At 39.1% G+C, this 13,147-nt stretch carries 14 protein-coding genes; 3 read left to right on the forward strand and 11 right to left on the reverse strand.

The genetic code is table 11. The features are described 5' to 3' along the window. Positions 1–14 precede the first annotated feature (14 nt). Genes THEIN_RS02575 through pilM form a run of 5 tightly spaced genes read right to left on the reverse strand, consistent with a single transcriptional unit; the run spans position 15 to position 4,395 of the window. Positions 15–1,748 carry a type IV pilus secretin PilQ gene (locus THEIN_RS02575; protein WP_013907138.1) on the reverse strand — a complete coding sequence of 578 codons (1,734 nt, stop codon included), beginning with the start codon at positions 1,746–1,748 and terminating at the stop codon, positions 15–17. After that, the gene (locus THEIN_RS11495) at positions 1,736–2,296 is read right to left on the reverse strand and encodes a pilus assembly protein PilP (protein WP_013907139.1); all 561 of its coding nucleotides are present in this window, start codon (positions 2,294–2,296) and stop codon (positions 1,736–1,738) included. Before THEIN_RS11495 ends, THEIN_RS02575 begins: the two co-directional genes overlap by 13 nt. 2 nt (positions 2,297–2,298) lie before the next feature. After that, positions 2,299–2,922, reverse strand: coding sequence for a type IV pilus inner membrane component PilO (locus THEIN_RS02585; RefSeq protein ID WP_013907140.1), 624 nt, complete (start codon positions 2,920–2,922; stop codon positions 2,299–2,301). Beyond that, on the reverse strand, positions 2,912–3,448 hold the full coding sequence (locus THEIN_RS02590) for a PilN domain-containing protein (RefSeq protein WP_013907141.1): 537 nt from the start codon (positions 3,446–3,448) through the stop codon (positions 2,912–2,914). The genes THEIN_RS02585 and THEIN_RS02590 overlap by 11 nt, the downstream gene beginning before the upstream one ends. Further along, positions 3,445–4,395 (reverse strand): type IV pilus biogenesis protein PilM, encoded by a 951-nt coding sequence (gene pilM / locus THEIN_RS02595; protein WP_013907142.1) that lies wholly within the window; start codon positions 4,393–4,395, stop codon positions 3,445–3,447. Before pilM ends, THEIN_RS02590 begins: the two co-directional genes overlap by 4 nt. Before the next feature lie 154 nt (positions 4,396–4,549). On the opposite strand from pilM, the gene lepA reads away from it, so the two are divergent. The 3 genes from lepA (at position 4,550) to THEIN_RS02610 (ending at position 7,945) form a co-directional block, all read left to right on the forward strand. Continuing rightward, on the forward strand, positions 4,550–6,352 hold the full coding sequence (lepA, locus tag THEIN_RS02600) for a translation elongation factor 4 (RefSeq protein WP_013907143.1): 1,803 nt from the start codon (positions 4,550–4,552) through the stop codon (positions 6,350–6,352). A gap of 50 nt (positions 6,353–6,402) precedes the next feature. After that, complete coding sequence (gene lepB, locus THEIN_RS02605; protein WP_013907144.1) at positions 6,403–7,041, forward strand: signal peptidase I; 639 nt, start codon at positions 6,403–6,405, stop codon at positions 7,039–7,041. Between the two features lie 238 nt (positions 7,042–7,279). Continuing rightward, entirely contained in the window at positions 7,280–7,945 is a 666-nt protein-coding gene (locus tag THEIN_RS02610) for an N-acyl amino acid synthase FeeM domain-containing protein (protein WP_013907145.1), read from the forward strand. Here the strand turns inward: THEIN_RS02610 and THEIN_RS02615 are convergent. The 6 genes from THEIN_RS02615 to thiD are packed head-to-tail and all read right to left on the reverse strand — an operon-like array spanning position 7,942 to position 13,105. Continuing rightward, a complete protein-coding gene (locus THEIN_RS02615) occupies positions 7,942–8,865 on the reverse strand; it encodes a GGDEF domain-containing protein (protein WP_013907146.1) in 924 nt (307 codons plus the stop codon). The genes THEIN_RS02610 and THEIN_RS02615 overlap by 4 nt on opposite strands. Beyond that, complete coding sequence (locus THEIN_RS02620) at positions 8,849–9,706, reverse strand: HDOD domain-containing protein (RefSeq protein ID WP_013907147.1); 858 nt, start codon at positions 9,704–9,706, stop codon at positions 8,849–8,851. Before THEIN_RS02620 ends, THEIN_RS02615 begins: the two co-directional genes overlap by 17 nt. After that, positions 9,706–10,014 carry a hypothetical protein gene (locus tag THEIN_RS02625; RefSeq protein WP_013907148.1) on the reverse strand — a complete coding sequence of 103 codons (309 nt, stop codon included), beginning with the start codon at positions 10,012–10,014 and terminating at the stop codon, positions 9,706–9,708. Before THEIN_RS02625 ends, THEIN_RS02620 begins: the two co-directional genes overlap by 1 nt. Next, positions 10,011–11,465, reverse strand: a complete 1,455-nt coding sequence (gene gatA / locus THEIN_RS02630) for an Asp-tRNA(Asn)/Glu-tRNA(Gln) amidotransferase subunit GatA (protein WP_013907149.1) — start codon at positions 11,463–11,465, stop codon at positions 10,011–10,013. The genes THEIN_RS02625 and gatA overlap by 4 nt, the downstream gene beginning before the upstream one ends. An 11-nt stretch (positions 11,466–11,476) precedes the next feature. Then, a complete protein-coding gene (gatC, locus tag THEIN_RS02635; RefSeq protein WP_013907150.1) occupies positions 11,477–11,764 on the reverse strand; it encodes an Asp-tRNA(Asn)/Glu-tRNA(Gln) amidotransferase subunit GatC in 288 nt (95 codons plus the stop codon). 12 nt (positions 11,765–11,776) lie between these two features. Further along, positions 11,777–13,105, reverse strand: coding sequence for a bifunctional hydroxymethylpyrimidine kinase/phosphomethylpyrimidine kinase (gene thiD / locus THEIN_RS02640; protein WP_041434924.1), 1,329 nt, complete (start codon positions 13,103–13,105; stop codon positions 11,777–11,779). Between the last annotated feature and the right edge of the window lie 42 nt (positions 13,106–13,147).

Genomic DNA, 13,147 nt, shown 5'->3' on the forward strand with positions numbered 1-13,147 from the left:
GCAATTAAATTTGATTAATAGTCTACATCTGCAACTGCCGAGCTCACTACTTTGGCCGTTATAAAAATGAGAAGCTCTTGGTCTTCCTGGGTCTTTTGACTATTTTTAAAAAGATTCCCTGCCCCTGGAATTTTGGAGAGCCCAGGAACACGGTCATAGGCTTCTTGTTTTTTAGATATTTTAAGCCCTCCTATAACTACGGTCCCGTTGTTGGGAACCCTCACATAAGTTTGTACTTGACGGGTCATAATAGCCGGTACGCTGTTGACCTGGCGGGCCCAATCAGGCTCACTCTTATCAATATTGATTTCGAGTCTTATTTCGTTATTAGGTAATATGTGCGGAGTAACTTTTAAAGTCAAATCAGCATTTATAAACTTAGTGGTAGCGGTACCGTCACTAGTAAGTTCCAAATAAGGAATCTGATAGCCTTGCTTAATGACAGCTTCGCCATTGTCCCTAGTAATTACCACCGGAGCCGAAACTATTTTCCCCAATCCTTGTTGCTCCAGAGCAGATAACCTGAGGTCCAACAAAGTAGCAGAAGTTTTGGTAATATGGCCTAATAAAATACCGAGATTCCCCAAAGATCCGCCTACAAAACCAGGATCTACAATCGGACCTAATAAATCGACATCAGGACCAGCAGGAGAGGTTTCTACATTGGTTGTTGATGGTGAAAGATTAAAAGAAGTTTCTTGATTAGTGCTATAAAACCCTCCATACCACCGAACACCAAGATTTCTTGCAAAGTTACTAGATACTTCTACTATTCTAGCTTCAATCAATACTTGTTTTGTTGGTACGTCTATTTTCTTTATCAATGACTTCAGAGATTTAATAGCTTCTTCCGTATCTTTAACAATTAAAATATTGGTCCTGCTATCACAAGTTATAGTTCCTCTTTGAGTTAGAAGAGATTTAATAGATACAGCTTGTTGTGAATTTAAAAGATCACACGCATTAACATAATTAACATTAATATATTCTGTTTTTACAGGCCCAAGCTCCTGAGTTTCAGCCAAAGAACTTTTTAGACTTTTAATTTCTTGGACTTGTTTTTGAAGCTTATTAATAGGTGCAATATATAAAATACCATTTATTTCTGCCTTACCTAATCCAAACTTAGCCAAAACTATATCAAGAACCTGATCCCAGGGAACATCTTTTAATTTCAAAGTAATAGTTCCCTTAATATCTTCACCCAAAACAATGTTAACACCGCCTATTTCACTTAACATTCTAAAAACAGTCCTGACATCTGCATCTTGTAGATCAAGAGAAATTTTTTTACCAGTATACTGTTTCTTTTCAAAAGGAATTTCTATATTTTTGGGTTCTGGAGGAAGGCTATAAGCAAAATTGTCACTATTTTTCTTAGACGAGTTAGTCAACTTAAGAACAAAATAGTGACCAGAAATATAACTATTAATGACTTTTAAATCTGTCTCTAAAACGACATAAAGATCATTGTTATCAATTTCAAAAGACATTTTCTTAATCTCATTAGGCAATTTATATTGAGATTCCAATAATTTTACATTAGAAAATTTTAAGATGATTTTATTGTCTTGAGAATCAATGTCAGCTTTAACAACATTTTTATCAAACTCAAATAAAATATTCAAATTATCGTTTTTTTTATCAAAAACAATATCAACAATTTTGCCAGAATAAGCGTATAAAGATTGTGAAAAAAACAAACATATAGCGATTATACATAAAAAGACTCTTTTTATTCTAAACATCGTCCATCCTCCGATGATAATTTCATGATATAAGGCTTAGGAGATTCAATGATATTGCCTTGCTGATCTATAAACTTTTGAGATATATAGACGGCACATTTAGTTATTCTGATAATTTTACCAGCTTGACTACCTATGTAATCCCCTATCTTCAAAAAGAAACCTTTACCACTAGGATCTTCAATAATAGCAATTTTTTGGTCTCCAGTATCTATTATCCCCACTAATTTTAAATCACTCAAATCATAATTCTTTAAAAAGATTGTAATATTTTGAGGAACTGGTAAAGATTTCAATTGAACAATTATAGACCTAAATGGATCAAAGGAAACAGGACTATATTTGTATGACTGTCTCAGCTTCATTGCTTTTTGCCATTTTAAAAAGATATCTGTCTCTTTTTCTTTAGTTTTTGCTGAGCAGACATTGAAGTTAAGAAAAAGCGAGAAACAAATAACTAAAATTATCATCTTGAATAGTTCTTTTATTTTCTCCAAAAATATGATCTGAATACCACTTTTATCAATAAACATTAAATTTTTCGTCATTATTACCTTCTCTTCTTTTTCTTATTTTGATTTAATTTTTTTATTTCTTCCTCAGTTAATGTTCTAAAAGTCAGTAAAGTACAATCAGCTCTAAGGTAACCTTTATCTTTAGTTAATCTGATTTGAGTAGGAGTAATGATTTTATCTTTTAGCCTCAAACTATCAATAAAAAGCATAATATTATTAAAATTTCCTTCTAGTTTGAGGGCCAAAGGTATCTTTTTATATATCTCTTTATTTTCTTCTTTAAGTACTTTAATCTCAGAAACAGAAACATTAAACTTTTCACTTTCTCTATCAATATTTTCTAAAAAAGAAGCAATTTCTGCTTTTGTTGGCAAAAGCTTCTCTGCTTCTTTAGAAAGAATTTTTACTTTATTATATTCTTCTCTGATTTTTTTAATTTTTATAGCAGCAATTTGTAATCTTTTAAGTTCTTGTTCTTTTTGGACTTTTTCTTTAAATAAATGATCGATATTCTCTTTTAAAGGTAGAGCTATAAGCTTAGCATATAAAGCCAGGGGAACAATTATCAATAAGCACAAAACAATAATTCTATCCCTCTGGCTAAGAGCATCCCATTGTGACTTTATTTTTTCAAGTTCTGCTTTTATTTTAGGATTCATTTTTAAACTTTACCCTAAGATTAAAGTTTATTAACTTATTATTCTTATCTCGTTTGGTATTTGCCAAGTAAACTTTATTTATATACTCTTGCTGTTCAAGCCGTTGAATAAAACTGGCAATATCCTTCAACGTCATTCCTTGGCCTACAATATTAATATTATCTTTTTTGACTTCAACTTTAATTAATGATACTTTACCAACAGGTATTTGGTGGACAATTAAATCAATATTTTTGATAACTTTTGGATTATCTTTTATTAACGAAATAATGATATCTATTCGCTTTTCTATTTTTTTCGTTTCTTTTTTAATTTTATTTAATTCTTTTTCTATTTTTTTATACTTTTTCACTTTTTGATTAATTTGAGCAACCTGTGCATGAGCCCTAGCTTCTTTCTTTTTTAAATAAAAATAGCTTGCGCCTATCAACACATAAGAAAATATCATTAAAACAACTAAGACAGCGATCTTATAATCTTTTGCGGCTTTCTTTTCTTTTTTAGGAATTAAGTTAATTTTTATCATTTTGATATCTCTGTTATAGCAAGTCCTATAGCTGTTTTTCCAGTTAAATTAATATAATTTTCTGCTTTTAAACTTACTTTATTAATATCAAACTTTCCCAAATATGACAAAAAGTTCACCTCTTTTTGGGTCACATCTTTTATTTTTTTCACCAGGCTTTTACTTAAACATCCTCCCCCGCACAGATAAATATCTTTTACTGAAATATTATATTCACCTTCAAAAAAGGTTAATGTTTCATTAATATATGTTACAATTCTATCTTCATTAATTGACTTATTATCGCTTGACTGCTGAACTCCTATACTTAAATCTCTATAAAACCACAAACCACCTTCTTTCCAAAGCATTACAGACGTTTTAGAAAAGCCCAGATCTACCAAAACAAAATCTTTTTCTGGGCTATAAACAAACTCAAACAAATTAGAAAGAGCTACAATATCTATTGTTAAAGCTATAGGATCAAGCTTTAGACTAGCCAAAAAATCAACAATATTATCAACTAAATCTTTTCTAGCTGCCGCTATAACACAATCTATTTGATTAGCTTCGGAATTTAAAATGTCGTAATTAAAATAAACTTCTTCTAAATCAAAAGGAATATGGGCTTCGGCTTCTTCCCTAATAACTTCGTCAAGATCATCTTCATTAGATAATTCTAACGATAATCTTTTTAGAATAGACGTATAACTAGAAATAGAAACAACGCATTTTTTATGTTTAACTTTTAAATTTTTCAACAAAGAACTTATTTTTTGAGCAAGATCACTCAGTTTTTCTTCATCAGCTGACCAAAGCCCTCCTTCAGGCAATTTTACCTGACCATAAGAACGCAAAACCGGAGGAGAGCCGCTTTCCACTTCCGCTACTTTGATAGAATAGCTCCCGAGATCAATCCCGAGAATACCTTTCTTGCCAAAAGAAAATTTACCTAAATTAATAGCCATTAGCTTTTAAAACCCCTCAAGTGCTAAACTTGTCAACTAAAATATTAGTTATTAATCTTTAGCAGATATTTTATCCAGCTTTAATCTTTTTCGGCATTTTTTTGAAAAGCATTAAATTTTTTCGCTGCAAAATTTTAAAAGAAAAAAAGGACGTATGAAAAAGTTTCCGCAAGAAAAAATAAGGAATTTTAGCATAATCGCCCATGTGGACCACGGAAAGTCCACTTTGGCCGATCGTCTGCTTGAAAAAACCGGTATGGTCTCTGAGCGCGAAATGCGCGAACAATTTTTAGATAGGCTTGACCTTGAACGTGAAAGAGGAATAACCATAAAAGCCCAAGCTGTAAGACTCCTTTATAAGGCCAAAGACGGCGAAACTTACCAGTTAAACCTGATAGATACTCCAGGCCACGTAGATTTTTCTTACGAAGTTTCTCGTAGCTTAGCCGCCTGTGAAGGGGCTTTATTGGTAGTAGATGCCTCGCAGGGCGTTGAAGCCCAAACTTTGGCCAACGTTTATCTGGCTCTAGAAAATAATCTGGAAATTATTCCGGTGCTAAACAAAATAGACTTACCCCAGGCTGACCCGGAAAGGGTAAAAAAAGAAATAGAAGAAATTATTGGCCTTGATGCCTCAGATGCCATTTTAGCCAGCGCTAAAAAAGGCATAGGCACTGAAGAAATTCTTGAAGCCATTGTAAATCGTATTCCCCCACCAAAAGGAGACCGTAATGCCCCCCTTAAAGCTCTAATTTTTGACTCGTGGTATGACCCTTATCTAGGGGTAGTAGTCTTAATTCGTATGGTTGATGGTTGCCTTTACCCTGGCCAAAAAATAAAACTCATGTCCACGGGAAAGGAGTTTGAAATAACTAAGGTAGGCGTATTTTCTCCCAATCCTACTTCGGTAGATATGCTGGTAGCTGGTGAAGTGGGCTTCTTTGCTGCAGGGATTAAAGAAGTGCGTGATACTAAAATAGGTGATACGGTGACTGAAGCCGAAAACCCCGCTCGCGAGCCACTACCTGGATTTCGAGAAGTAAAACCTATGGTGTTCTGTGGTTTATTCCCTATAGAAAGCGAACAATATGATGAGTTGCGTGAGGCCGTAGAAAAGCTATGGCTAAATGATCCGGCTTTCTCTTACGAACCTGAAAACTCAGCCGCCCTGGGCTTTGGTTTCCGTTGTGGCTTTCAGGGGCTTCTTCACATGGAAATAGTCCAGGAACGCCTGGAACGTGAATTTGGCTTAAAACTAATAAGTACTGCCCCTTCCGTACGCTATCGTGTAGAGTTAGTGGATGGGGAAATCGTAGAAGTAGAAAACCCAGCCCACTGGCCACCTAGGGAAAAGATTGCCCGTGTCCTTGAACCCTACATTCGGGCCGAAATTTACACCCCTAAAGAATACGTTGGCGCTATTATGCGTCTTTGCGAAGAGAAGAGGGGGGTCCAGAAAGATTTGCGTTATCTTACTCCTCAGCGAGTACAGCTAATATATGATTTGCCCTTTAGCGAGGTAGTTCTTGACTTCTTTGATAAGCTTAAATCTTATTCCCGCGGCTACGCCTCCATGGATTACAGTTTTCTTGATTACCGTCCTTCAGAACTCGTAAAATTAGACATTTATATAAACAAACAGCCTGTTGATGCCCTTTCCCTCATCGTCCATAAAGACAAGGCCTATTATCGTGGACGGGAACTGGTATCTAAATTAAGAGAAGTTATTCCCCGGCAACTATTTGAAGTAGTAATTCAGGCCGCTATCGGCTCAAAGGTAATCGCCCGAGAGCGCATCCCTCCCATGCGCAAAGACGTTCTGGCCAAGTGTTATGGCGGCGACGTCACACGTAAGAGAAAGCTTCTCGAAAAACAAAAAGAAGGCAAAAAACGCATGAAAAGCCTTGGTCAAGTAGAAATTCCCCAAGAAGCCTTCCTTGCCATTTTGCGCATTTAGCAATTTTCTACCTTGCTTTTTTTTTAAATCGTAATAAAGCTCTAGACATTATGGTTGAAAGAGACTCTTTTGCAGATAAAGAAACTTTAGCAGCCAAAGTCTGGGATTGGGTTAAAACTATAGTTTTAGCCTTACTCTTAGCCCTCTTCATCCGCACTTTTTTTGTACAGGCCTTTAAAATCCCCTCTGGTTCTATGATTCCTACTTTACTCATAGGAGACCATATTTTGGTTAATAAGTTTGTATATGGAGTACGAAATCCTATTACTAGAAAAGTCTGGATTAAAGGCCGTATGCCTAAAAGAAAAGAAGTAATAGTTTTTATTTTTCCAGAAAACCGCAAACTCGACTTTATAAAAAGAGTTATAGGGCTACCTGGAGACATTGTAGAAATACGCAATAAGGTAGTATATATAAACGGAAAACCTTTAGATGAACCTTACGTTCAACATACTGATCCTAGAATATTACCTAGAGAAGTAAGCCCTCGAGACAACTTTGGACCGGTGAAAGTCCCCCCTGGGCATCTTTTTATGATGGGAGATAATCGTGACGAAAGTTACGATAGCCGCTTCTGGGGATTTGTACCTATAAAAGACGTAAAAGGTAAGGCCTTCATCATATATTTTTCTTGGGATAGTAAACATTTCCGTATCCGCTGGAACCGTATCGGTAAACTAATCCATTGATACCTTTACGAAAAACAGAACACATAGGTTAAGATTGCCTCGGCTGCTAGGGCAATCGAGAGCTTCGCTCGCAATAACAGGCGAGAAGTTAAAAGTAAGAAGTGATTAGCTATTTGCCATCTGCCATTAATTAGCTATATGCTATTCTGTCACTGCGAGCGGAGCGTCGCAGCGTCTTAAACATTTTGTTTTTCCTGCCGAAAATAATTAGTAAGACCGCGGCTTTACGGGAGAAAATATGACCTCTCTCTTTTCTGTTGGTAGTGAAGATTGGTGGAGGCTCAGGCGCTTAAAATTAAGCGGAGTTTCAGATTTATTAGTTAATCCTAACGGCTTTAAAGTTATAGAAACTTCTGAACCTCTTGAAAGCAAACCTCTCTTGCAATTTATTAAAGAGAGATACCTAGAATTAGGGATAATTGATAAAAACTGGCAACTTCCTCCTTTAAAAGGTCGTTTTTTTGCTGTATATCATCCAGAAAGTCCCTATCCTGGAGCCGTAGCTCTATTAGTTGAAAAAGATTTACCAGCTAAAAAAATTTACTCCAAGGAACTAAAAAAAATTCAAGGATGGAGAAAACGCTTAGCGGAAATAACATTGCTCGCCACTCATCCCAAACTGAAGGCCAAAAATGCTATTTTTATAGTATTTAAAAACATCTATCGTTACAGTCTGCGTAAAGGAATAACTGACCTGATAGTTTGTATTAACCCTAAGCATACAGATTTTTACGAAAAAATTTTACTTTTTGAACGTAAAGGAGCAAGAAAACCCCATTCCTTTATTCCAGGCTTACCGGTTATTTTAGAACACTTAGACCTTAAAAAGGCCAAAGAAAAATATTTGAAAATTTACTCGTCTTTTCCCGAGGAACTAAATCTATACCATTTTTTTGAAGGCTAATTTCCGCGGCGGTCAATAAAGTAATTGCTCCCCTCGCGGGCCTTAACAATCTTTTTTATCTCGGAAGCAATGGCCGAAACCTCTCCGTAGTGTTTAAAGCGACTTTCTCGCAAAGGCACAACGGCTATAGACAAGGACGGGAAAGGGATCTTTTCTATCTTCCCCTGGCGATTTTTGGCTACAAAATAACCTCGCTCTAAATCTTCTGGATCGATAAAATTGGGTAAAATTTTTTCGTATTCTTTGATTATTTCTTGACAAACTTCTTCGGCTATATTTTCTGGGCAAATAAAAACAAAGTCATCTCCACCAATATGACCTACAAAACCTTCTTCACGGCACTTAATCTCCAAAACATTTGATAAAATACGCGCTAATACCCGTAAAATTTCGTCACCTCTCGCAAAGCCATAGCGATCGTTGAAAGGCTTAAATTGGTCAATATCCACATAGGCTACCGCTACCCTTTCTCCTCTATCTATCTTCTCCTGAATGGTGCGCAAAATTGAAGTATTTCCTGGAAGACCTGTGAGAGGATTAGCATCTGCTGAACATTTAACTCTGACTAAGGCCAACTTCAAACGACTTTTGACTTCTTGAGGGTTTGCCTCATCAAGGACAAAATCGTCAACAGGTAAGCTTTCCCAGTTTTTATCTAAGGACTCCTCAGAAACAATGAGCAAAATAGGCAAAAAAGTTAAGTGCAAATCCTTTTTAAAAGCCCGCACCAAATTTTTAGTCATTTCAGGAGCCAGAGCCTCTTCAATCAACAGAAGCTCAGGAGGGCTGTTAAAAACTTTTTCTATAGCCCTTTCTGGAACATCAGTAAATTCAATAAGAAAATCCTCTTCCAAAAAAGAAGCAAGCTTTTGAAGCAACTTACTCTGAGCCAGAACAAAAAGCTTATTTCGCCATTTCATTTTGCATTTCTAAAGTAAAAAGCCTAAGTTCAATCAACTTTTCGTCAAAAATAGGAATTAACTCGGCAAGATCATTGTCAGTTAAGCGTAAAAGTTTCCAGGCCTTATCATTTAAAGGAGGAACCCACGGATCTCCACCTGAACCGTAACCCACAGCCCTGACCATAATGTCAGCAAAGTGGACAATAGCTGTTTCTTTTTTAAATTTACGAGCCTTTTCCACCTCGTGATGATAGGCAATAGGCTCAACTAATCTTTCAGGTAAATTCCATTGGTTGGCCAAAAGACGCCCAATTTCTCCGTGATCTATGCCAATCACTTCCTGCTCGGCTTCTCTAAAATAAATTCCTTTTTCCTGAACAGTCTTTTCTATCTGATTAAGAATCTCAGGGAACTCGGTACGCAAAACCACTTTACCTATGTCGTGTAATAGGCCAGCAGTGGTAACCTCTTCTGGATTTTTAAGCTCAAGTTTCCCGGCCAGAAGCCCAGCAGCGGCCGCGGTGCCAAGAGAGTGCTCCCAGAGGCTTAAGTCCTGGGCCTGCATAGTCTCAAAAATAGAAGCTGTAATAACAAGGGTTCTAACTACGTTAAACCCAAGGAGCACAATGGCGTTTGAAACCGTAGAGATACGCCTTGGGAAACCATAAAAGGCCGAGTTTACCATTTTAAGTACTTTGCTAGTAAGAACCTGATCTCTTTCAATGAGAGCGGCCACCTGTTGAGCGGTGCTTCGCTCATCAGCAATAAGTCTAGTAAGCTGGCCCACAATCGGCGGAAGGGTAGGAAGGGACTGGAGATTTTTAATTCTCTTTTTTATTTGCTTTTTGAGATCACTCATTAGCTCTCTTTGTTTTTGAGATAGTCTGCTATCAACGCCTTTAGGGCCATAAGCCGTTTGTCATCAACCACTTTGCCAAACCGCTCTTCAAGTTCTTTAAGTTCTTCTTCAAGGGGCTTTTCCCAGGGAAGATCAACCGGATGACCTTTCACCGTGACAAACTTGATGCCCATAGAAGAAAATTTCTCTATCAACCCCTGGGAAAGCTCTGTTTCCGGGCCACAAAGGACACGACCTTTGTCGTCCGCTACCTCTTCGGCCAGGACCATACCGGGCTTAGCATATGAAAGGGGTATTTTTTGTTTCATGACTCAGGATACTTTTCGGTAAATCCTGTCTTTTCCTCAAATTTGTGGCCAAGAGCCAGCACTTTACTTTCACTAAAATGTGGCCCCATTATCTGGAGCCCTACAGGTAGCCCTTTATCGGTAAAACCACAAGGGATAGTAAGACCTACGATACCGGCCAGATTAACAGAAATGGTATAAATATCAGAAAGATACATGGCCAGCGGGTCACTAACTCTTTCTCCAATCTTAAAAGCAGGGGTAGGACTGGCCGGGCCTATAATAAAATCAACTTCTTTAAAGGCCTCGGCAAAATCTCTGGCAATCAGAGTACGCACCTGAGAGGCCTTTTTGTAGTATGCATCATAGTAACCGGCTGAAAGGGCATAGGTGCCAATCATGATACGCCTTTTTACTTCTGGGCCAAAGCCCTGAGAGCGTGTCTTTTTGTACATGTCTATCAGGTCCTTCCCTTCTACACGCAGGCCGTATTTAACACCGTCATAACGGGCCAAGTTTGAACTAGCTTCCGCGGGAGCAATTATGTAATAAGCCGCCACCGCGTAAGGCGTATGCGGAAGTCTTATTTTTTTCACCTTTAGGCCCATTTCTTCAAATATTTTTACCGCTTCTTCTATTCTGGTTTTCACTTCTTCTGATAGACCTTCGCTAAAATATTCTTCAGGAAGGCCGATAGTAGCCCCTGAAATATCCATATCCAGGTCTTTTAAGTAGTCAGGCACCTCTTCGGGGACTGAAGTTGAGTCTTTTTCGTCTTTTCCGGCTATTACCTGCAAAATAAGGGCAGCGTCTTTTACCGAACGAGTAAGCGGGCCGATCTGGTCAAGCGAAGAGGCAAAAGCTACCAACCCGTAACGGGAAACGCGACCATAAGTGGGTTTTAGCCCTACTACCCCGCAAAAAGAAGCTGGCTGCCTAATAGAGCCGCCGGTATCTGAGCCAAGGGCCGCCGCGCAAAAACCAGCTGCCACTGCGGCCGCCGAGCCTCCCGAAGAACCGCCTGGCACCCGCTCAAGATCCCACGGGTTGTGGGTGGGGAAAAAGGCCGAGTTTTCCGTAGAAGAACCCATAGCAAATTCATCAAGGTTAGTCTTTCCCAGGATTACCGCCCCGGCTTCCTTAAGCTTGGTTATTACCGTAGCGTCAAAGGGTGGCACAAAATTTTCAAGCATCTTTGAGGCACAGGTGGTAGTAATACCGCGGGTACAAATGTTGTCTTTAATGGCGATAGGCACGCCTAAAAGAGGTTTATCCTCTCCCTTTTGGCGGAGCTTGTCCGCCTCTTGGGCCTGAGAAAGCGCTTCTTCCCGGGTGATTTTTAAAAAGGCCTTAACCTGCGGGTCCTTCTTTTCAATATAATCAAGCAAGGCCTTGGTTAACTCTACACTTGAGACCTTGCCCTGGCGCAAATTCTCTAGCTGCTCATTAAGAGAAAGTTTATGCCATTCCATTTTCAAACCTCCTATTTGATAACCTTTGGCACCACAAAAAAGCCGTTTTCACGCTCAGGGGCGTTTTTCAAAATCTCATCCGTAGGAAATGACTCTTTGACTTCGTCTTCCCTAAAGACGTTGGTCAGCTTCAAAGCATGATAAGTAGGTTCAACGTCTTTGGTATCAAGCTCGTTTAATTTAGCTACGTAATTAAGAATATCAGCCAGCTGCTCAGAAAAGGTTTCAAGTTCTTCTTCAGAAAACTCAAGTCTAGCCAGATGGGCCACGTGTTTTACTTCTTCTTTGGTAATGGCCATTTTGCCGCCTCCTTACAAAAGTTTTAACGCCTTATTTACTACTTCTAGAGGGGTTTTGCCGAGGATTCTTATCATGGGTTCTTTACCAACCTCGCCACGATCAGCAATAAAGTCTGGCACAAAACCCAAATCTTTACAAACTTTAGTTACCCCCCAGGCAAGAGTAGAGCCTTCTTTGGCTTTTACATCTTGTGGCTCTTCTGCCCGCGAAAATTCTCCCAAGGAAAAACCAAGCTCTTTCGCCTTTCTTAAAAGCTCTTCACTAAAGCGAATATTCATGGCGGCGCGCCTTTGAGGGTCAAACTGCATAGCCGCAAGAACCACGTTGGCAATATGCCGTGAAGCCCCAAACTTAGGACAACCCACCGGCCTTGCCCCGGCACCCAAACCCACAATACGGCCTGGGAAGGCAGCCACTTCCTCGTGAGTCTTAGCTAGAGGTAAAGCAAAGGCCAGATTTGACTGGACCTCCGGGATCAAAGGCCTGACTTCATGGCTACAAAAAAACTCGGCCGCTTCTTCTAATTCTCTTAAAATTTTTGGAGCTTCAACCAAGCGGTCATAATGAACTAGATGATCAAGCGGTGAGATCCCTTTACCTAAAGGAGCAAGGCGGGCGGCCTCTAATCCGAGAGTTACAAAGTCTTTGGCTATCTTGGTGGCCTCAGGCAAAGATAAGTCTTTAGCCAGACCTACGGTTATAGCCGCTGAAAAAGTACAGCCAGTTCCGTGGCCTATTTTTCCTTCTATTCGCCTAGCTGAAAAAGTGAAAATATCCCGGCCATCATAAAGGTAGTCAGTGGCTTTTTCATCTTTTCGGTGACCGCCTTTTATGATAACGGCCTTTGGGCCAAGTTTTTTAAGCTTCTCCAGGGCTTCTCGAACATCAGTAATTTTTTCTTTGAGAATAAACTCGGCCTCAGGCAAATTGGGGGTAATTACCGTGGCCAGAGGAAAAAGTTCCGAGATTAGGGCTGAAACTGCTTCTTCTTCAAGCAAGGGGTCACCGCTTTTGGCCAACATCACCGGGTCAATCACCAAGGGCACTAAGTGATCGCGTAGGACTTCAGCTATGGCCTTGATGATAGACGCATTGGCCAGCATCCCAGTTTTAATGGCCATAGGCGGCAAATCTTCAAATAGGGCTTCAAGCTGGGCTTTGACCATGTCAGCAGGCACGGCCATCCAGTCTTTTACACCGAGAGAGTTTTGCACGGTAAGGGCCGTGATAACTGTTTGGCCAAAGGCTCCCAGTAAAGTAAAAACTCGCAGGTCTGTTTGAAGGCCCGCTCCACCGCTCGGGTCTGAACCGGCTATAGTGGCACAAATTACGCGTCTCATGCTGAGAAAAATTAATCCCATTTGCGCAAAAAACAAAGACTT

The sequence above is a fragment of the Thermodesulfatator indicus DSM 15286 genome (assembly GCF_000217795.1).
Taxonomy (GTDB): Bacteria; Desulfobacterota; Thermodesulfobacteria; order Thermodesulfobacteriales; family Thermodesulfatatoraceae; genus Thermodesulfatator; species Thermodesulfatator indicus.

Coding starts and splice junctions, on each gene's coding strand:
- THEIN_RS02615 (WP_013907146.1), bottom strand. CDS start 8,865: ATGAAATGGCGAAATAAGCTTTTTGTTCTGGCTCAGAGTAAGTTGCTT.
- pilM (WP_013907142.1), bottom strand. CDS start 4,395: ATGGCTATTAATTTAGGTAAATTTTCTTTTGGCAAGAAAGGTATTCTC.
- THEIN_RS02620 (WP_013907147.1), bottom strand. CDS start 9,706: ATGAGTGATCTCAAAAAGCAAATAAAAAAGAGAATTAAAAATCTCCAG.
- THEIN_RS02625 (WP_013907148.1), bottom strand. CDS start 10,014: ATGAAACAAAAAATACCCCTTTCATATGCTAAGCCCGGTATGGTCCTG.
- lepA (WP_013907143.1), top strand. CDS start 4,550: ATGAAAAAGTTTCCGCAAGAAAAAATAAGGAATTTTAGCATAATCGCC.
- THEIN_RS11495 (WP_013907139.1), bottom strand. CDS start 2,296: ATGACGAAAAATTTAATGTTTATTGATAAAAGTGGTATTCAGATCATA.
- THEIN_RS02610 (WP_013907145.1), top strand. CDS start 7,280: ATGACCTCTCTCTTTTCTGTTGGTAGTGAAGATTGGTGGAGGCTCAGG.
- gatA (WP_013907149.1), bottom strand. CDS start 11,465: ATGGAATGGCATAAACTTTCTCTTAATGAGCAGCTAGAGAATTTGCGC.
- THEIN_RS02585 (WP_013907140.1), bottom strand. CDS start 2,922: ATGAATCCTAAAATAAAAGCAGAACTTGAAAAAATAAAGTCACAATGG.
- lepB (WP_013907144.1), top strand. CDS start 6,403: ATGGTTGAAAGAGACTCTTTTGCAGATAAAGAAACTTTAGCAGCCAAA.
- thiD (WP_041434924.1), bottom strand. CDS start 13,105: ATGAGACGCGTAATTTGTGCCACTATAGCCGGTTCAGACCCGAGCGGT.
- THEIN_RS02575 (WP_013907138.1), bottom strand. CDS start 1,748: ATGTTTAGAATAAAAAGAGTCTTTTTATGTATAATCGCTATATGTTTG.
- gatC (WP_013907150.1), bottom strand. CDS start 11,764: ATGGCCATTACCAAAGAAGAAGTAAAACACGTGGCCCATCTGGCTAGA.
- THEIN_RS02590 (WP_013907141.1), bottom strand. CDS start 3,448: ATGATAAAAATTAACTTAATTCCTAAAAAAGAAAAGAAAGCCGCAAAA.